The sequence below is a fragment of the Salmonella sp. SAL04214 genome, from assembly GCF_046550615.1.
In the GTDB taxonomy this organism is placed as follows: domain Bacteria; phylum Pseudomonadota; class Gammaproteobacteria; order Enterobacterales; family Enterobacteriaceae; genus Salmonella; species Salmonella enterica.
In genome coordinates, this window is sequence record NZ_JBGDXT010000006.1 from 168,739 (window position 1) to 186,999 (window position 18,261).

Below are 18,261 nucleotides of genomic sequence, written 5' to 3' on the forward strand. Positions count from 1 at the left end.
AATAGCGCTAATAAAAACAGGGCTGGCAGGCTATTTCGGACTTGCCAGCCTTTTTTTGTATAGCTAATTTAGATGGTTGATTGGGTCTGCCACCATTAACGGGTGTTGTAAGGGCGTGGCAGGCCTGATATAACTGCTGCGCGGTCGTACTTCGAAGGATTCAGGTGCGATATAAATTATAAAGAGGAAGAGAAGAGTGAATAAATCTCAACTGATCGAAAAAATTGCTGCAGGGGCTGATATCTCTAAGGCTGCGGCTGGACGTGCGTTAGATGCGATTATTGCTTCTGTTACCGAATCTCTGAAAGAAGGGGATGACGTTGCACTGGTAGGCTTTGGTACTTTTGCTGTTAAAGAGCGTGCTGCCCGTACTGGTCGCAACCCGCAAACAGGTAAAGAGATCACCATCGCCGCTGCCAAAGTGCCGAGTTTCCGTGCAGGTAAAGCGCTGAAAGACGCGGTAAACTAAGCGTGATCCCCTCGGGGGATGTGACAAAGTACAAGGGCGCATCAACTGATGTGCCTTTTTTATTGGCGATTCGGGACTTTCTGTGCGTTGCGGGCTGACAATTGCCCTCGTTTCTTGTCACAATAGGCTTTTGTGCGCCGCGTTCAGAAAATGCGATGCGCGTGAAGTCTCTATACGCAAATCATTCAGGTTGCGTCGACGCGGCAACTGAGCGAATCACTCGGTAGCCAGCAGAGAAGCCGCCTGAAAGATAAAGTGTAAAGTCACCTACAGCGGAGTGTGGTTACACCATGATGGACAGCTTACGCACGGCTGCAAACAGTCTCGTGCTCAAGATTATTTTCGTTATCATTATCGTGTCGTTCATTTTGACCGGCGTTAGTGGTTACCTGATTGGCGGAAGCAATAACTACGCCGCAAAAGTGAATGGCCAGGAAATCAGCCGGGCACAGTTTGAGAATGCGTTTAATAACGAACGTAACCGTATGCAGCAGCAGTTGGGCGACAGGTATTCTGAACTGGCGGCCAACGAAGGTTATATGAAAAGCCTGCGCCAGCAGGTGCTGAATCGTCTGATAGATGAAGCGCTGTTGGATCAATATTCCCGCGAACTGAAACTGGGCATCAGCGATGAGCAGGTAAAGCAGGCGATTTTCGCCACTCCCGCTTTTCAGGTGGACGGTAAGTTTGACAACAACCGCTATAACGCGATTGTGAATCAGATGGGAATGACGGCCGATCAGTATGCTCAGGCGCTGCGTAACCAGCTTACCACTCAGCAACTGATCAACGGCGTGGCCGGTACTGATTTTATGCTGAAAGGGGAAACCGACGAACTGGCGGCATTAGTCTCTCAACAGCGCGTGGTGCGTGAAGCCGTTATTGATGTCAACGCGCTGGCGGCGAAGCAGCAGGTGACCGATCAGGAAGTGTCCAGCTACTACGATCAGAATAAAGTCCGCTTTATGACGCCGGAACAGTTCCGCGTAAGCTATATCAAGCTGGATGCCGCGACGATGCAGGCACCGGTCAGCGATGCGGATATTCAGGCCTATTATGACCAGCATGTAGATCAGTTTACTCAGCCGGAGCGCATTCGTTACAGCATTATTCAGACCAAAACGGAAGATGATGCGAAAGCGGTACTGGATGCGCTGAACAAGGGCGAAGATTTCGCCACGCTGGCGAAAGAGAAATCCACCGATATCATCTCTGCGCGTAATGGCGGCGACATGGGCTGGCTGGAAGAGTCTGCCACGGTGCCGGAACTGAAAAACGCCGGATTAAAAGAAAAAGGCCAGATATCTGGCGTGATTAAGTCGTCTGTCGGTTTTCTGGTGGCGCGTCTGGATGATATTCAGCCTGCCAAAGTGAAACCGTTAAGCGAGGTTCGCGACGACATTGCCGCGAAAGTGAAACAAGAAAAAGCGCTGGATGCTTACTATGCGTTGCAGCAGAAGGTGAGCGATGCGGCAAGCAACGACAATGAGTCGTTAGCAGGCGCTGAACAGGTCGCTGGCGTAAAAGCGGTTGAAACCGGCTGGTTTAGCCGTGACACCTTACCGGAAGAGCTGAACTTCAAACCGGTAGCCGATGCTATCTTTAATGGCGGTCTGGTGGGCGAAAACGGTACGCCGGGGCCGAATTCAGACATTATCACCGTGGATGGCGACCGGGCTTTTGTCGTGCGCGTGAGCGAACATAAACCTGAAGCCGTGAAGCCGTTGGCAGAAGTGAAAGAACAGGTCACTGCCCTGGTGAAGCATAACAAAGCGGAACAACAGGCGAAGCTGGATGCGGAAAAACTGCTGGTCGAGCTGAAAGCGGGCAAAGGCGCGGAAGCGATGAAAGCGGCGGGTCTGAGTTTTGGCGAGCCTAAAACGTTAAGTCGTACCAGTCAGGATCCGGTGAGTCAGGCGGCCTTTGCGTTAAGCCTTCCGACGAAAGATAAGCCAGTTTATGGCGTGGCGAACGATATGCAGGGTAACGTCGTTCTGCTGGCGTTTGACGAGGTGAAAGCGGGCGCCATGCCGGAAGCGCAGAAAAAAGCGATGGTGCAGGGCATCACGCAGAACAATGCGCAAATTGTCTTTGAGGCGCTGATGAGCAATCTGCGTAAAGAGGCGAAAATCAAAATCGGCGACGCTCTGGAACAGCAGTAATCGTCGAGGCGCTTCGCAAAAAATTGCAAAACGTTGTATCCCACAAAGGCCGCTTTCGCGGCCTTTTCCATTTCTGAGAATTGCCGTTTGTTCGTTTTTCTCCGCCCCGCTATCGTGGCTGCACTGTTAACAAACAAGGAGAAAACAGTATGAAACACGGAATTAAAGCACTGCTTATTACGCTTTCTTTAACCTGCGCGGGCATGGCCCATAGCGCGCTGGCGGCGACGCCTGTCGCAAAAAATGCAGCGGTGGAAACAAAAGCGGATACGCCTTCTTCATCCTCCGCCAAAGCGGCATTACCTGCTAAAGCCAGCGATGATGAAGGTACCAGGGTGAGCATTAATACCGCGTCTGCGGAGGATCTGGCGCGGGTGATGAACGGCGTTGGGCTGAAAAAAGCGCAGGCTATTGTGAGCTATCGGGAGGAGTATGGTCCTTTTAAAACGGTGGATGATTTAAAGCAGGTGCCGGGAATGGGAAGCGCGCTGGTGGAGCGTAATCTGGCAGTTTTAACATTGTAATCACTTGCACAGTGGCCAAAATTTGCCAGACTGTAGAGGTCATACCAGTTATGACCTCTGTACTTGTCGTTTACTTATAACAACAACGTAAGGTTATTGCGCTATGCAAACACAAATCAAAGTTCGTGGATATCATCTTGATGTTTATCAACATGTTAATAATGCCCGCTATCTGGAGTTTCTGGAAGAGGCCCGTTGGGATGGGCTGGAAAACAGCGACAGCTTTCAGTGGATGACGGCCCGCAATATTGCCTTTGTGGTGGTAAACATCAATATAAATTACCGTCGTCCGGCGGTATTGAGCGATCTACTGACCGTGACCAGCCAGGTACAACAGCTTAACGGTAAAAGCGGCGTATTAAGCCAGACGATTACGCTGGAGCCAGAAGGGCAGGTGGTGGCTGATGCGCTCATCACGTTTGTTTGTATTGATTTAAAAACGCAAAAAGCGCTGCCGCTGGAAGGCGAATTGCGTGAAAAGCTGGAACAGATGGTGCAATAACGCCCCGCTGTCTGATGGCGTTGAACTTGTCCGGCCTGGCGATATTGACCATGGTGCATATCGCCAGGCCGGATAAGGTGCATGCGCCGCCATCCGGCAAAACAATCACCTTAACCCGGTTTTTTGCTTCATTGCCGCCATCACCGCCGCTTTATTCGACAGATAATGATTCAGGCCGTTAGCGCGCAGATTACAGGCTGCGCAATGACCACAGCCATCGCCTTTAATGCCGTTATAGCAGGTCAGCGTCTCTTCGCGAACTAAATCCAGTTGGCCCCAATAATCGGCCAGCGCCCAGGTTTCAGCTTTATCAATCCACATTAGGGGCGTTTCGAAACGGATATCTTTCGCCATGCCCAGATTCACCGCGTGATTCAGCGCTTTGACGAACTCATCGCGACAGTCTGGATAGCCGGAAAAATCGGTCTCGCAAACGCCAGTGATCACCGCTTCGGCTTTGACCTGATAAGCGTAAATCGCCGCCAGCGTCAGAAAGAGAATATTGCGTCCCGGTACGAAAGTATTGGGGATACCGTCAGCGTTCGGTTCATAGTCCGGCACCGGAATGCTATCCCGCGTCAGGCTACTGACCGCCAGTTCGTTCAGCAAAGTGACATCCAGCACTTTATGCGCGCGTGCGCCAAGTTTTAACGCCAGTGCGCGCGCGACATCAATCTCTGCGCGGTGGCGCTGACCATAATCAAACGTGACACAATGCACTTCATCATACTGATGCCGCGCTTGCGCCAGACAAGTGGTGGAGTCCTGACCTCCACTAAATACAACAACGGCGCGTTTCATAGTTATCCTGATCAATGACGAAAACCAATATGGTAACGCGTACGGGTAATCCCGACCAGCTTCTTCACGGCGAAGGCGGCGGAAGCCAGGCTTCGCTAAATTCAAACCAGCCGCGAGGGGTCAGTCGAACGCCGTTAACGCCCGGTGGGGCGCTGATGCGATAGTGATAATTAAACAGCGGCGTAAGTGTGGCGTCATCCATCAGGTTGGCAAAAACTTGTTGTAGCGCGGCGCGGCGATCTTTTTCATTGGGCTGAATTTGCAGAGCGTCAAGCGTAGCCTGCAGATGGGAAAACGCAGGCGCGTCCAGGACATGCGGCCAGATCTGATCGCAACGTAGCCACTGCTCCAGCGTATATTCCGGCGCTTCGCCGATCAGCCTGTCGCCCATCATCAGATCCGCTTGCGCCAACGCAGGGCAGTTATCCCAGTTTTTGGCATTATGAAAAATCAACGTTAACTCACAGCCGAGCGTCGCCAGGTAATGTCGAAGCTGTTCCGCCATCGTATGCAGCTCTACGGGAAGGTGGTACGCCAGGGTAAGTTTTTTCGGCAATGGCGTTTCATCAACGTCCTGCCATTGCGGGATTGTCCAGCCGGGTAGCAGCCCCTGACTTGGCATAATCAAGTTCTCATCTACCGGCAAGGTTTTCAGCAGCGAAGTATGATGGATAATATGTATCAGACGCCGCGCCTGCTGTACGTTGAGCCGTGAGCCCTTTTTGAGGGTTAAATAACAAAAGCCCAGGCTGATACCACTACTTACCTGACTCAGCGTCGCCAGCTCTTCCGGTTTGCCGATGGCAATCTGCACCGGATGGCGGCAACTGGTGCCCAGATCCTGGGCAAACAGTTGCGGGGTGATCCAGAATTCAATCGCTTTCAGCAGCGGATGGCTGAGGTGATAATGGTTATGACTTTCCAGACGCACCAGTTCCGGCGTGAACAACGCCAGGCGAAAAGGACCGGTGCCGATAAGCGGCAGGTCAGGATGCGCCAGACCGCTACAATAGCTCGCCAGACGATGCGCCAGCCAGTAATCAGGTCGGTGAAGGAGAAAGGTCAGGCACTGAGGATGCGTTACTTCGATCCGTGCGACGCTAATAAACAATTTGCTTAGCGCGGGTAGGGTAAGCAGCCTTTCCAGGCGTTCGTGTAGCTGCGCGGTATCCACCGCATCGCCATTATGCCAGTGCAGCGTGGAGCGAATATAAAAATCCCAGCGTAAACCGTCGGCGGAAACCTTCCAGTGATGCGCCAAATCCCCGCAAGGATATTGGCTATCGCGGTCGAAGCGCGTTAACCCGGAAAAAACTTGCCCTGCGAGATGCTGTTCCGCGCGTCCTGGCAGAAAACCCGGCTGCAGCGGATCAAGCGGACGATAGTAGGGAATACGCAATGTCGGCGTATCGTTTTGCCATTGGCCGCCCATAAAAGGCTGGAGCATCGCCCGTAACTCGCCCGGCGCCAGCTGCGCCAGTTCCAGTACGTTGAGCTGCTGCCCTTTTTCCAGCGCCTGTTCCATCATGGCGGTGCGGAGCGATTCCGGCGTGACCAGAAACTGGAGCCGTCCACGTTTCCCGCGTCCGGACTGCGCCTCCCATCTTAGCCAACCCGCCTGCTGGGCCTGACGCAGCAGCGTTCGCAGATGGCGCTCGCTACAAAAACAGCGTTCGGCCAGTTCGCTAACGGTGACATGTTGCGTTTCCCCGGCGGAAGGCTGCCAGAGGCGTTGATATTGATTAAGCCGATTCAGTAGCCTCATAGAAACCCGGAACACTTCCTTTTATCTGTTCACTATTACTTCCGTATATCTCAGGTAATACTGAACAACAAGTTAACCGCGTCACAGTGTGGAGAAAGAGATGGCCCGTCTGGCAGCATTTGATATGGATGGCACGTTATTAATGCCCGATCACCATTTGGGTAGAGAAACGATCGCCACGCTGGCGCGTCTGCGCGAACGCGATATCACCCTGACATTCGCTACGGGTCGTCACGTGCTGGAGATGCGGCATATTCTGGGGACGCTTTCACTGGATGCTTATCTTATTACCGGTAACGGGACGCGAATTCACTCGCTGGAAGGCGACGTGCTGCATCGTCAGGATCTCGATCCTCAGGTTGCCGATACGGTGATGCACCATGCCTGGGATACCCGAGCCAGTATGCATGTGTTTAATGACAACGGCTGGTTTACAGGCCAGGAGATCCCCGCGCTACTCCAGGCGCACGTCTACAGCGGCTTTCGTTATCAGGTTATCGATATAAAAAGCATTCCGGCCCATCAGGTGACGAAGATCTGTTTTTGCGGCGATCATGACGATCTGATCCGTTTGCGCATTCAGCTCAATGAGGCGCTGGAAGAACGCGCGCACCTCTGTTTCTCTGCCGTCGACTGCCTGGAAGTGCTACCGCTGGGGTGCAATAAAGGATCGGCGCTGGCGGTATTGAGCAACCATTTAGGGCTTTCACTGGCAGATTGCATGGCGTTTGGCGACGCGATGAACGATCGGGAAATGCTGGGCAGCGTCGGGCGGGGGCTCATTATGGGCAATGCCATGCCGCAGCTTATCGCCGCGCTGCCACACCTTTCGGTTATCGGACATTGTGGTAATCAAGCGGTATCACACTTTTTGACGCATTGGCTGGACAATCCGCATCTACCTTATTCCCCCGAATGAGAGATCTCTTCCAGCAAGCCAGACATTCAGTCTGGCTTTTTTTTGGTTTCTAGTCGCCGGTAAGTAATTTTGCGATGGCCGCTGACCACGGCGTCAAATCGCCGATATGGTCGCTAACCCAGGACGGATGGTAATAGGTATCCAGATAGCGATCGCCGCTATCGCACAATAACGTCACGATAGCGCCGGTTTCTCCAGCCTCGCGCATCCGGGCCGCAAGCTGCAGCGCTCCCCACATATTCGTGCCGGTAGAGGCGCCGACTTTACGGCCTAGCTGCGTTTCCAGCCAGTGTGCGGTGGCAACGCTGGCGGCGTCCGGCACGCGCAGCATCTCATCCACGACATCCGGAATAAAAGAAGGCTCTACTCGCGGACGACCAATTCCTTCAATTTTACTGCTCACCGGGCTGCGTAATGAAGCGTCGCGATCCTGCCAGTAAGGTAAAAAGACGGAATTTTCCGGATCCACCACCATGAGCTGAGTATCATAGCCCTGGCAGCGAATATAGCGCCCAATCGTCGCAGAGGTTCCGCCCGTTCCGGCGCTCATGACGATAAATCGCGGTACCGGATGGGGTTCGTTGCGCATCTGGCGGAAAATACTGTCGGCAATATTATTGTTGCCCCGCCAGTCGGTAGCTCGTTCTGCGTAGGTAAACTGGTCCATATAGTGACCGTTCAGTTCATGCGCCAGCCGCTCGGAGGCGGCATAAATTTCGCAGGCGCTCTCCACAAAATGACAGTGGCCGCCGTAAAATTGAATCTGTTCGATTTTACGTTTTGCGGTACAGGCGGGCATGACGGCGATGAACGGCAGTCCCAGTAAACGCGCGAACCAGGCTTCGGAAATCGCCGTTGAGCCTGATGACGCTTCAATAATCGGAGTGCCTTCTTTAATCCAGCCATTGCACAGCCCATAAAGGAACAGCGAGCGCGCCAGGCGATGCTTGAGGCTACCGGTGGGATGCGTGCTTTCATCTTTCAGGTAAAGCTGGATACCTGGAAATGCCGACAGGGGCAAACGAATAAGATGCGTATCCGCCGAGCGCTGGTGGTCAGCGTTAATTTCATTAATGGCATTTTTAACCCAATTGCTACTCATCATTAATACCCATTTATCATTTTGTGCCAAGAGTAGCGAAAAGTACGGAAAAAATTGTTGCTATTTGACCTTTAAATTACAATGTAAGGAGAAAAATATTCTCTATGGAGTGGGTATGTTAGATAAAATTGACCGTAAACTGCTTTGCTTATTGCAGCAGGATTGTACCCTCTCTTTGCAGGCGCTGGCGGATGCCGTTAATCTGACGACAACGCCTTGCTGGAAGCGGCTTAAACGCCTGGAAGATGACGGTATCCTGCTTGGCAGGGTCGCGCTGCTGGACCCGGAAAAACTGGGTCTGGGATTAACCGCTTTTGTGTTGATAAAAACGCAGCACCACAGCAGTGAATGGTACTGTCGGTTCGTGACCGTCGTCTCTGAGATGCCGGAAGTGCTTGGCTTCTGGCGGATGGCGGGGGAATACGACTATCTGATGCGAGTTCAGGTGGCCGACATGAAGCGGTATGACGACTTCTATAAACGTCTGGTCAATAGCGTCCCTGGACTGTCAGACGTCACCTCCAGTTTTGCGATGGAACAGATTAAGTACACCACCTCTCTGCCCATTGAATAATTCTCCCGGTATTGCCGGAAATCATATCAGGAAATAACGCGTGCGATTATTTGCTCAATTAAGCTGGTACTTTCGCCGGGAATGGCGTCGCTATCTTGGCGCGGTGGCCCTGCTTATGCTTATTGCGATGCTTCAGCTGATCCCGCCCAAAGTGGTGGGGATTGTCGTGGATGGCGTAACCGCACAGCATTTTACTCCAGGCCGAATAGCGATGTGGATTGGCACCATTGCCCTGATCGCCGTAGTGGTCTATTTGTTGCGCTATGTCTGGCGCGTGCTGCTATTTGGCGCCTCTTATCAATTAGCCGTTGAACTGCGTGAAGATTATTATCGCCAGCTGAGTCGTCAGCATCCTGAATTTTATCAGCGCCATCGGACGGGCGATCTGATAGCGCGTGCGACGAATGATGTGGATCGCGTCGTATTTGCAGCGGGCGAGGGCGTTCTGACGCTGGTTGACTCGCTGGTAATGGGCTGCGCGGTACTGATTGTCATGTCGACGCAAATTAGCTGGCAGCTAACGCTATTAGCGCTGTTGCCGATGCCGATTATGGCGCTGATGATCAAACGTTACGGCGATCGGCTGCATGATTATTTCAAACTGGCGCAGGCTGCCTTTTCCAGCCTGAACGACCGCACGCAGGAGAGTCTGACCAGCATCCGCATGATCAAAGCGTTTGGTCTGGAGGACCGCCAGTCTTCGCTGTTTGCGGCGGATGCCGAAGATACCGGCAAGAAAAATATGCGCGTGGCGCGTATTGACGCGCGTTTTGATCCAACCATTTACATCGCCATTGGCATGGCGAACCTGCTCGCGATTAGCGGCGGAAGCTGGATGGTGGTTAACGGCAGCCTGACGCTGGGCGAACTCACCAGCTTTATGATGTATCTGGGGTTGATGATTTGGCCGATGCTGGCGCTGGCCTGGATGTTTAATATCGTGGAGCGGGGTAGCGCCGCTTACAGCCGCATCCGCGCCATGCTGGCGGAAGCGCCGGTAGTTAAGGATGGCGAAGAGCCGGTCCCGGCGGGGCGTGGCGAACTGACGGCGGCCATTCGTGAGTTTTGCTATCCGCAAACGACGCATCCGGCGCTGGAGAATGTGAACTTTCGTCTTAAACCGGGTCAGATGCTGGGGATATGCGGTCCGACCGGCGCGGGGAAAAGCACAATATTGTCGCTTATCCAGCGCCATTTTGATGTGACGCAGGGAGAGATCCGATTCCATGACATGCCGTTGACGCATCTGCAGCTGGATAGCTGGCGTAGCCGACTGGCGGTCGTCAGCCAGACGCCGTTTTTGTTCTCGGACTCTATTGCCAATAATATTGCGCTCGGACGCCCGGAGGCGACTCAGGAGGAGATTGAACAGGTGGCGCGTTTAGCCAGCGTACATGAGGATATTCTCCGTTTGCCTCAGGGCTACGACACGCAGGTAGGTGAACGTGGCGTCATGTTATCGGGAGGGCAAAAACAGCGTATCTCGATTGCCAGAGCGCTGCTGTTAAATGCGGAAATTCTGCTTCTCGATGATGCGCTTTCAGCAGTAGATGGTCGTACGGAGCATCAGATTTTGCATAATTTGCGCCAGTGGGGCGAAGGGCGTACGGTCATCATCAGCGCGCATCGTTTATCCGCGCTGACCGACGCCAATGAAATTATCGTTATGCAACATGGTCATGTTGTTCAGCGCGGCGATCACGATCAACTGGCGCAGCAGATTGGCTGGTATCGCGATATGTATCGCTATCAGCAACTGGAGGCCGCTCTGGATGACGCGCCGGAACGCGGCGAGGAGGCGGTGAATGCGTAGTTTTGGACAGCTATGGCCGACGCTGAAACGGTTGCTGGCGTATGGCTCGCCATGGCGAAAACCGCTCTCTGTCGCGGTGATGATGCTGTGGATTGCGGCGGCGGCGGAGGTTAGCGGTCCGCTGCTGATCAGCTATTTCATTGATAACATGGTGGCCCGCCACCATTTACCGTTGGGCAAGGTCGCGGGGCTGGCGGCCGCCTATGTGGGGCTACAGTTTCTGGCGGCGGGTCTCCATTACGCCCAGTCTTTATTATTTAACCGGGCGGCCGTTGGCGTGGTTCAGTCTTTGCGCACGGACGTCATGGATGCCGCCTTGCGCCAGCCGCTAAGCGCCTTCGACACGCAGCCTGTCGGACAATTAATTTCACGCGTGACCAACGATACGGAAGTCATCCGCGATCTGTACGTCACGGTCGTCGCAACGGTATTACGTAGCGCGGCGTTGATCGGCGCCATGCTGGTCGCTATGTTCAGCCTTGACTGGCGGATGGCGCTGGTGGCGATTTTGATTTTTCCGGCGGTATTGACCGTGATGGTCATTTATCAGCGCTACAGCACGCCGATTGTACGCCGCGTGCGGGCATACCTGGCGGATATTAACGACGGCTTTAACGAAATCATCAACGGGATGAGCGTAATCCAGCAGTTTCGCCAGCAGGCGCGCTTCGGCGAACGCATGGGCGAGGCCAGCCGCTCGCACTACATGGCGCGGATGCAGACACTACGCTTAGACGGCTTTTTATTGCGTCCGCTGCTTAGCCTCTTTTCTGCGCTCATTTTGTGCGGTCTGTTGATGCTTTTCAGCTTTACGTCTGCCGGCACGATTGAGGTCGGGGTGCTGTATGCGTTCATTAGCTATTTGTCACGTCTGAACGAGCCGCTCATTGAACTGACCACCCAGCAATCCATGCTACAGCAGGCGGTTGTGGCGGGAGAGCGTGTTTTTGAACTGATGGATCGCCCGCGCCAGCGCTATGGCAGCGACGACAGGCCGTTACAAAGCGGGGCGATTGATATTGATCATCTGTCGTTTGCTTACCGCGACGATAATCTTGTTTTACAGGACATTACGCTATCAGTACCGTCCCGTAGCTTTGTGGCGCTGGTGGGGCACACCGGCAGCGGGAAGAGCACGCTCGCCAGCTTATTAATGGGGTATTACCCCCTGACACAAGGCGAAATTCGGCTGGATGGGCGAGAAATCGCCTCTCTTAATCATCGCGTTTTACGCCAGGGCGTGGCGATGGTTCAACAGGACCCGGTAGTGATGGCGGATACCTTTCTGGCTAATGTGACGCTGGGGCGCGATGTCTCCGAGGCGCAGGTGTGGCAGGCGCTGGAAACGGTACAACTGGCGGAACTGGCGCGCGGCCTGAGCGACGGGCTGCATACGCATCTCGGCGAGCAGGGAAATACGCTGTCCGTCGGGCAAAAACAGCTATTGGCGCTGGCGCGCGTGCTGGTTGACGCCCCGCAAATATTAATTCTTGATGAAGCGACGGCCAGCATCGATTCCGGCACTGAGCAGGCGATACAGCAGGCGCTGGCGGCGATTCGCGAGCGCACCACGCTGGTGGTTATTGCCCATCGGCTATCGACAATCGTGGAGGCGGATACCATTCTGGTTCTCCATCGCGGCCAGGCGGTGGAGCGCGGGACGCATCAACAATTGCTGGCGGCGCAAGGGCGCTACTGGCAAATGTATCAATTACAGTTAGTTGGCGAGGAGTTAGCCGCCAGCGTACACGAAGAACCCGGCCCTGCGGCGTAAGGTTTGGCGCCACAGGGCAAAACCTCGCCCATCATGCACCGTCGTGGTGCGCTTTTCTTTCCCTGTTTCGATTTTGGGGCGCGTCAATATAAAGACGCGCCGCTAACCGCGCTTTTCATCGCTCGCCAGCTTCTGGCACATCCTTTGCAATATCCATTCTGAAGAGTCCATGCGCGGCGGCAGCCGTTACCTAATTCTGACTGGAGGGTTCTATGAAGCTGGTTACCGTGATTATCAAACCGTTCAAGCTGGAGGACGTGCGGGAGGCGCTTTCTTCCATTGGCATTCAGGGACTGACCGTCACCGAAGTGAAAGGGTTTGGCCGTCAGAAAGGACACGCCGAACTGTATCGCGGCGCGGAGTACAGCGTGAATTTCCTGCCGAAGGTCAAAATTGATGTGGCTATCGCCGACGACCAACTGGAAGAGGTGATCGATATCATCAGTAAAGCGGCTTACACCGGAAAAATTGGCGACGGCAAAATTTTCGTCGCGGAGCTCATGCGCGTTATTCGGATTCGTACCGGCGAAGCTGACGAAGCAGCGCTGTAAGACCCGCCACACAGCAACAGGAAATGAAAAAATGAAGATAGCGATGATAAAAACCACACTGGCTTCACTGGCGCTGCTGCCTGGGCTAACGATAGCCGCGCCAGCGGTTGCCGATAAAGCGGATAGTGCTTTTATGATGATTTGCACCGCGCTGGTGCTGTTCATGACGATACCGGGTATCGCGCTGTTTTACGGCGGATTAATTCGCGCCAAGAACGTGCTGTCAATGTTAACGCAAGTGACCGTCACCTTTGCGCTGGTCTGTATTTTATGGGTGGTGTACGGCTATTCGCTGGCTTTTGGCGAAGGGAATCATTTCTTCGGTAATGCCGATGGGGCGATGTTGAAGAATATCGCGTTGACGGCGGTAACGGGTACGATTTATCAGTATATTCATGTCGCGTTTCAGGGATCTTTCGCCTGTATTACCGTCGGGCTGATTGTCGGCGCGCTGGCGGAGCGTATTCGTTTTTCGGCGGTACTGATTTTTGTCGTGGTGTGGTTCACGCTCTCTTATATTCCGATTGCGCACATGGTGTGGGGCGGCGGCCTGCTGGCTGCTCACGGCGCGCTGGATTTTGCCGGTGGTACGGTGGTGCATATTAACGCCGCTATCGCCGGGCTGGTGGGGGCTTACTTAATTGGCAAACGCGTCGGCTTTGGGAAAGAAGCATTTAAACCCCATAACCTGCCGATGGTCTTTACCGGTACTGCGATTCTGTATATCGGCTGGTTTGGATTTAACGCGGGTTCTGCTGGTAGCGCAAACGAGATAGCAGCGCTGGCCTTTGTGAACACCGTGGTGGCGACCGCCGCCGCGATTCTGGGGTGGATTATCGGCGAGTGGACGCTACGCGGTAAGCCTTCCCTGCTGGGAGCGTGTTCCGGCGCGATTGCCGGTCTGGTCGGCGTGACGCCAGCCTGTGGCTATGTTGGCGTTGGCGGCGCGCTGGTTATCGGCGTTATTGCGGGGCTGGCGGGATTGTGGGGAGTCACCATGCTTAAACGTCTGTTACGGGTAGATGATCCGTGCGACGTATTTGGCGTTCACGGCGTTTGCGGAATAATCGGCTGTATCCTGACCGGCGTTTTTGCCGCCAGTTCGCTGGGCGGCGTTGGCTTTGTCGACGGCGTTACGATGGGACATCAGGTGATGGTACAGCTGGAAAGTATTGCTATTACGGTCGTCTGGTCCGGCGTTGTCGCGTTTGTTGGTTACAAACTGGCGGATATCCTTGTTGGACTGCGTGTACCGGAAGAGCAGGAGCGCGAGGGGCTGGATGTGAACAGTCACGGCGAGAATGCGTATAACGCGTGATTGCGCAACATGCCTGATGGCGCTGCGCTTATCCAGTTTACCGTAGGCCGGATAAGCGCAGCGTCATCAGGCCATTAACGCCGCATAGCGGCATGTTTTTTAATTGTGATTACGCATTACCCCTTCCTGCACGGTTGAAGCGACCAGCGCGCCATCCTGAGTATAAAACTCGCCGCGAACAAAGCCCCGGGCGCTGGAGGCGGAAGTGCTCTCCACGCTATAAAGTAGCCATTCATTAAAATTGAACGGGCGATGGAACCACATAGAGTGATCGATAGTGGCGATCTGAATGCCCTTTTCCAGAAAACCGATGCCGTGAGGCTGAAGCGCGACGGGAAGGAAATTCAGATCCGAGGCATATCCCAGTAAATATTGATGGACGCGAATGTCATCCGGAACGGTGCCGTTGGCGCGAATCCATACCTGACGCACAGGCGCGGCGACGTGACCTTTCAACGGATTGTGAAATTCGACGGGACGAATTTCCAGCGGGCGATCGCAGAGAAACTTTTCTTTCAGAATCGGCGGCAGTAAATGCGCCAGCGATTGCGCGATTTCCGTTTCTGACGGTAGTCCTTCCGGCCCGACTGCCGTCGGCATGGTTTTTTGATGTTCAAAACCCGGTTCCGGCGCCTGGAATGAGGCGGTCATATAAAAGATGGGTTTCCCGTTCTGAATAGCGGCAACGCGGCGGGCGCTGAAGCTGTTCCCATCGCGCAGCACTTCTACGTCATAGATAATGGGTTTTTGGCTGTCGCCTGGCCGCAGAAAATAACTGTGGAATGAATGCACCAGTCGCGCTTCCGGCACCGTTTCTTTGGCGGCATAGAGTGCCTGGCCCACCACCTGACCGCCAAATACCTGGCGCAGCCCTAAGTCTTCACTTTGGCCCCGAAAGAGTCCTTCTTCAATTTTTTCCAGATTCAATAATGTCAGCAAATTATTCAGTGTCTGACTCATACATACTCTCCAGGTGACAACGATGCCGAAGCGAGGTAGGGCAGAGTATAACGCAATTTTGCAAGTGGTCCGATGGGTACAAAAGTCTGAATAACAGACCAATTCCAGGCAAAAATGAGTGACATGTGCCACACTTAATCACGTTATGTTTCTGTTAACCACTCTTCCGGCGGGGGGAAAGGCCTGCTGGTGCATTGATGATAAGGAGAATTGAATGAAACTCGTGCACATCGTAAGTGGTTTAGCGGTTGCGATATCTCTGGCGGCCTGCGCTGATAAAAGCGCTGATATCCAGACGCCTGCGCCAAACCCTAACATGTCGATTACAGCTAACCAGTCTACTATTCAGCAACCCAATGTTTCCGGTACCGTCTGGATCCGCCAGAAGGTCGCTCTGCCGCCAGATGCGGTGCTGACCGTGACGCTTTCAGATGCTTCGCTGGCTGATGCGCCGTCTAAGGTGCTGTCGCAAAAAGCGGTACGTACCGAAGGTAAACAGGCGCCTTTCAGTTTTGTGTTGCCGTTTAACCCATCAGATATTCAACCTAACGCGCGTATTCTCCTGAGCGCGGCCATCACCGTTGACAATAAGCTGGTATTTATTACCGATAGCGTGAAACCGGTGATTAACAATGGCGGCACTAAAGCGGATCTGACGCTGGTACCGGTACAGCAAACGGCGGTGCCTGTGCAGGCCGGCGGTGGTGCGACGACGACGGTTCCATCGACTTCGCCGACCCAGGTCAATCCGTCTTCTGCCGTTCCTGCGCCTACCCAGTATTAATCCTGCGCCAACCCTCTCCGTTACGGAGAGGGTTAATACACCCAGCGATAGCGTTGTAAATCGATTTGTCCGCTTCCCGACACCACCACGCCTTCCGCCAGTAATGCCTGACGTTGCCGCTGTAGATCCGGCCCGGTAAGTGATATTGCGCCGTGGCGGTTCACCACCCGATGCCATGGTAAAGTGCTGCCTTCCGGCAGACGTTTTAAAACTCCGCCGACCTGACGCGCTGCCCGAGGCGAACCGGCAAGCCGGGCGACATCGCCGTAGGTCGTGACAAACCCTTCCGGGATCGAAGCGACGATTTGCCAGACGCGTTGAGGAAAAGTGTCCTGAATATCCATAATAGAATCCTGCGTTAATGCTTCAGGATAATCTGGAATAAGGGGGGAGGAAAGCCCGGATGCGCAAGAAACCAGCATCCGATGCCTGATGGGTTGCAATTGCACGATATAGCAGTGATAATGCGCCTGCGCGTTGGTTCACAACGCTCTCAATGGGGGCTCTGTTGGTTCTCCCGCAACGCTACTCTGTTTACCAGGTCAGGTCCGGAAGGAAGCAGCCAAGGCAGATGACGCGTGTGCCGGGATGTAGCTGGCAGGGCCCCCACCCATTTGTGCCTCTCCACACTGTTCTTTTCTGCTGTGCGACGTTATAGCCGCTGTTCCGCCCAAAGAATAAATGCCGTAGCGGGTAGGGGCTTACTGTATAACCAGCCCTGACCATAATGTACGCCATGCTGGCGTAGCCACTGTTCTTGCCTGGTCGTTTCGATGCCTTCTGCGACCATCTTGAGTTTGAGCGTTTTCGCCATTTCAATAATATGCGGCGTGACGTTTTTATATTCCAGCGCATCGACAAAAGATTTATCAATTTTAAGGACATCCACATCCAGATTTTGTAAGTAGCTGAGGCTGGAATAGCCGGTGCCAAAGTCATCAATATAAATGGAATGTCCCGCGTTACGGTATCTGGCGACAATGGGCGCGCTGGTTTTCGGATCGGCGAACTCGCGTTCCGTTAACTCAAGCGCGATTTGCGACGGAGAAATTTGGCTACGGTTCAGCAGCGTGCTTAACAGCGTCGGCAACGTTTCCGACGCCAGATCGGATGCCTCAAGATTGATTGAAATATGTTGTTCGGGATGGGACTTTAACCAACTCCCCATGTCTTCAAAAACGGTGTCGATGATTAGCCGGGTTAGCGGCTCCGTGAGCCCGGTTTGTTCAGCCAGCGCGATAAAAATTTCCGGCGAAAGGAAAGTGCCGTCCGCCTGTTGCCAGCGAGCTAAGGCTTCGGCACCGACAATTTTTCCGCTGCTCAGGGAGACAATAGGCTGATAGTGTACGTTAATTTCGCGATTGTCTATCGCATCCTGGAGACGGTGGCGGGGCGACTGTAGCCGACGCAAAATACGCAGAATAAAGGCCGCAGCCAGCAGACCCGTTACGATGCCCGCCGGTAGCCAGATAAACGCTTGTCGATACCAGCTCCTTTCCAGCGGAGCGGTCGGTGCCCAGCTTACGATAGTTATACCCATTTCCGGAAAGGGGTGGATAGCATACTGAATGCCTCGGTTTTCCAGCCGCAGGGGCGTCTCATGGTGAATGAGCGGAAGAATAGCGGGGTCAAGGTTACCGCTGCTGGCAACCACAGTATTGCGTTCCCGGCCAATAATAGCGACGTCAATCGGCCATGCGCCAAACGGAATCACATCGATAAAGGACGCCGGGTCGATCATCACGATATAGCTGTCGCTCCCGAGTGCCGCCATATAGCGTTTTATACCCAGATCGTTTTGCGCCGTAAACCAGGCGCGATAACCGTCGCGAGTGATTTTCATAGGCGGAGGGAAAGCGGGAATATGGCTCTCTTTTTCAAGTGAGGAGCAAACGGGAATCGAATTTTTAAGATACAGAACTTCCTGGACATACCGAAAGCTATAAGACACGCGGCGCATGGCGAGTAAATGGGCGCTGCTGCAGGGCTCGCCTTTAAAGGAGGCAATATGCGTTAACGCGGCTTTTGCCTGGTCACTGACCCTTTCTGTACGTAGCGCCACCCGGGACGAGAAGATATCCAGCTCTTCATTAAACCTTTTTTCAACTTGACGGTGCGCCAGCCACAGGCTCAATCCTATCGGGAAAAGGACAGACAGGATAAGCACTCCCGTTACCAGGCTGACCAGATGTCGTGTTGTCACAGTGATGTCCTTATAAACACAGCGTAGAGAAAGTATATCC

At 53.8% G+C, this 18,261-nt stretch carries 17 protein-coding genes and 1 other RNA gene; 12 read left to right on the forward strand and 6 right to left on the reverse strand.

Features of this window, described 5'->3' with window-relative positions; all coding sequences use genetic code 11:
- The first annotated feature begins 178 nt into the window (after positions 1-178).
- The 4 genes from hupB (at position 179) to fadM (ending at position 3,657) form a co-directional block, all read left to right on the forward strand.
- Complete coding sequence (gene hupB, locus ACLJQD_RS12635; RefSeq protein ID WP_254888479.1) at positions 179-469, forward strand: nucleoid-associated protein HU-beta; 291 nt, start codon at positions 179-181, stop codon at positions 467-469.
- A 290-nt stretch (positions 470-759) separates the two neighbouring features.
- Entirely contained in the window at positions 760-2,631 is a 1,872-nt protein-coding gene (gene ppiD, locus ACLJQD_RS12640; protein ID WP_000969434.1) for a peptidylprolyl isomerase, read from the forward strand.
- A gap of 149 nt (positions 2,632-2,780) precedes the next feature.
- A complete protein-coding gene (locus tag ACLJQD_RS12645; protein WP_000680322.1) occupies positions 2,781-3,155 on the forward strand; it encodes a helix-hairpin-helix domain-containing protein in 375 nt (124 codons plus the stop codon).
- Between the two features lie 103 nt (positions 3,156-3,258).
- Positions 3,259-3,657, forward strand: coding sequence for a long-chain acyl-CoA thioesterase FadM (gene fadM / locus ACLJQD_RS12650; RefSeq protein ID WP_001194543.1), 399 nt, complete (start codon positions 3,259-3,261; stop codon positions 3,655-3,657).
- A gap of 105 nt (positions 3,658-3,762) precedes the next feature.
- On the opposite strand, the gene queC is transcribed toward fadM, so the two are convergent.
- Positions 3,763-4,458, reverse strand: a complete 696-nt coding sequence (queC, locus tag ACLJQD_RS12655) for a 7-cyano-7-deazaguanine synthase QueC (protein ID WP_000817201.1) — start codon at positions 4,456-4,458, stop codon at positions 3,763-3,765.
- A 64-nt stretch (positions 4,459-4,522) separates the two neighbouring features.
- Positions 4,523-6,223 carry an SgrR family transcriptional regulator gene (locus ACLJQD_RS12660; RefSeq protein WP_017441703.1) on the reverse strand — a complete coding sequence of 567 codons (1,701 nt, stop codon included), beginning with the start codon at positions 6,221-6,223 and terminating at the stop codon, positions 4,523-4,525.
- Positions 6,224-6,323: 100 nt separating this feature from the next.
- Between ACLJQD_RS12660 and cof the strand changes: the two genes are divergently transcribed.
- Positions 6,324-7,142, forward strand: coding sequence for an HMP-PP phosphatase (gene cof, locus ACLJQD_RS12665; protein WP_000113030.1), 819 nt, complete (start codon positions 6,324-6,326; stop codon positions 7,140-7,142).
- 49 nt (positions 7,143-7,191) lie between these two features.
- On the opposite strand, the gene cdsH is transcribed toward cof, so the two are convergent.
- Positions 7,192-8,247, reverse strand: coding sequence for a cysteine desulfhydrase (cdsH, locus tag ACLJQD_RS12670; RefSeq protein ID WP_017441704.1), 1,056 nt, complete (start codon positions 8,245-8,247; stop codon positions 7,192-7,194).
- Between the two features lie 112 nt (positions 8,248-8,359).
- Between cdsH and decR the strand changes: the two genes are divergently transcribed.
- The 5 genes from decR (at position 8,360) to amtB (ending at position 14,274) form a co-directional block, all read left to right on the forward strand.
- Positions 8,360-8,818: a DNA-binding transcriptional regulator DecR gene (gene decR / locus ACLJQD_RS12675; RefSeq protein ID WP_000884593.1), complete on the forward strand. Its 459-nt coding sequence runs from the start codon at positions 8,360-8,362 to the stop codon at positions 8,816-8,818.
- Positions 8,819-8,858: 40 nt separating this feature from the next.
- On the forward strand, positions 8,859-10,631 hold the full coding sequence (locus ACLJQD_RS12680) for a SmdA family multidrug ABC transporter permease/ATP-binding protein (RefSeq protein ID WP_001235560.1): 1,773 nt from the start codon (positions 8,859-8,861) through the stop codon (positions 10,629-10,631).
- Positions 10,624-12,405 carry a SmdB family multidrug efflux ABC transporter permease/ATP-binding protein gene (locus tag ACLJQD_RS12685; protein WP_017441705.1) on the forward strand — a complete coding sequence of 594 codons (1,782 nt, stop codon included), beginning with the start codon at positions 10,624-10,626 and terminating at the stop codon, positions 12,403-12,405. Before ACLJQD_RS12680 ends, ACLJQD_RS12685 begins: the two co-directional genes overlap by 8 nt.
- A 212-nt stretch (positions 12,406-12,617) precedes the next feature.
- Positions 12,618-12,956, forward strand: coding sequence for a P-II family nitrogen regulator (gene glnK / locus ACLJQD_RS12690; RefSeq protein ID WP_000780341.1), 339 nt, complete (start codon positions 12,618-12,620; stop codon positions 12,954-12,956).
- Between the two features lie 31 nt (positions 12,957-12,987).
- Positions 12,988-14,274 carry an ammonium transporter AmtB gene (gene amtB / locus ACLJQD_RS12695; protein ID WP_000684911.1) on the forward strand — a complete coding sequence of 429 codons (1,287 nt, stop codon included), beginning with the start codon at positions 12,988-12,990 and terminating at the stop codon, positions 14,272-14,274.
- Between the two features lie 99 nt (positions 14,275-14,373).
- Here amtB and tesB read toward each other — a convergent pair whose 3' ends face one another.
- Entirely contained in the window at positions 14,374-15,234 is an 861-nt protein-coding gene (gene tesB, locus ACLJQD_RS12700) for an acyl-CoA thioesterase II (RefSeq protein WP_000084176.1), read from the reverse strand.
- 214 nt (positions 15,235-15,448) lie between these two features.
- Here tesB and ACLJQD_RS12705 point away from each other — a divergent pair, with 214 nt between their 5' ends.
- The gene (locus tag ACLJQD_RS12705) at positions 15,449-16,018 is read left to right on the forward strand and encodes a YbaY family lipoprotein (protein WP_000779801.1); all 570 of its coding nucleotides are present in this window, start codon (positions 15,449-15,451) and stop codon (positions 16,016-16,018) included.
- 32 nt (positions 16,019-16,050) lie between these two features.
- On the opposite strand, the gene ACLJQD_RS12710 is transcribed toward ACLJQD_RS12705, so the two are convergent.
- Positions 16,051-16,440: an MGMT family protein gene (locus ACLJQD_RS12710; protein ID WP_000961285.1), complete on the reverse strand. Its 390-nt coding sequence runs from the start codon at positions 16,438-16,440 to the stop codon at positions 16,051-16,053.
- A gap of 84 nt (positions 16,441-16,524) precedes the next feature.
- On the opposite strand from ACLJQD_RS12710, the gene ffs reads away from it, so the two are divergent.
- Positions 16,525-16,621: signal recognition particle sRNA small type (gene ffs / locus ACLJQD_RS12715), an RNA gene on the forward strand.
- A 49-nt stretch (positions 16,622-16,670) separates the two neighbouring features.
- Here ffs and ACLJQD_RS12720 read toward each other — a convergent pair.
- Positions 16,671-18,221 carry an EAL domain-containing protein gene (locus ACLJQD_RS12720; protein ID WP_000213140.1) on the reverse strand — a complete coding sequence of 517 codons (1,551 nt, stop codon included), beginning with the start codon at positions 18,219-18,221 and terminating at the stop codon, positions 16,671-16,673.
- Positions 18,222-18,261 lie beyond the last annotated feature (40 nt).

What these genes read in the sequence shown, in the direction of transcription:
- ppiD (WP_000969434.1), top strand. Translation starts at nt 760, where the DNA reads ATGATGGACAGCTTACGCACGGCTGCAAACAGTCTCGTGCTCAAGATT.
- ACLJQD_RS12645 (WP_000680322.1), top strand. Translation starts at nt 2,781, where the DNA reads ATGAAACACGGAATTAAAGCACTGCTTATTACGCTTTCTTTAACCTGC.
- fadM (WP_001194543.1), top strand. Translation starts at nt 3,259, where the DNA reads ATGCAAACACAAATCAAAGTTCGTGGATATCATCTTGATGTTTATCAA.
- queC (WP_000817201.1), bottom strand. Translation starts at nt 4,458, where the DNA reads ATGAAACGCGCCGTTGTTGTATTTAGTGGAGGTCAGGACTCCACCACT.
- ACLJQD_RS12660 (WP_017441703.1), bottom strand. Translation starts at nt 6,223, where the DNA reads ATGAGGCTACTGAATCGGCTTAATCAATATCAACGCCTCTGGCAGCCT.
- cof (WP_000113030.1), top strand. Translation starts at nt 6,324, where the DNA reads ATGGCCCGTCTGGCAGCATTTGATATGGATGGCACGTTATTAATGCCC.
- cdsH (WP_017441704.1), bottom strand. Translation starts at nt 8,247, where the DNA reads ATGATGAGTAGCAATTGGGTTAAAAATGCCATTAATGAAATTAACGCT.
- decR (WP_000884593.1), top strand. Translation starts at nt 8,360, where the DNA reads ATGTTAGATAAAATTGACCGTAAACTGCTTTGCTTATTGCAGCAGGAT.
- ACLJQD_RS12685 (WP_017441705.1), top strand. Translation starts at nt 10,624, where the DNA reads ATGCGTAGTTTTGGACAGCTATGGCCGACGCTGAAACGGTTGCTGGCG.
- glnK (WP_000780341.1), top strand. Translation starts at nt 12,618, where the DNA reads ATGAAGCTGGTTACCGTGATTATCAAACCGTTCAAGCTGGAGGACGTG.
- amtB (WP_000684911.1), top strand. Translation starts at nt 12,988, where the DNA reads ATGAAGATAGCGATGATAAAAACCACACTGGCTTCACTGGCGCTGCTG.
- tesB (WP_000084176.1), bottom strand. Translation starts at nt 15,234, where the DNA reads ATGAGTCAGACACTGAATAATTTGCTGACATTATTGAATCTGGAAAAA.
- ACLJQD_RS12705 (WP_000779801.1), top strand. Translation starts at nt 15,449, where the DNA reads ATGAAACTCGTGCACATCGTAAGTGGTTTAGCGGTTGCGATATCTCTG.
- ACLJQD_RS12710 (WP_000961285.1), bottom strand. Translation starts at nt 16,440, where the DNA reads ATGCTGGTTTCTTGCGCATCCGGGCTTTCCTCCCCCCTTATTCCAGAT.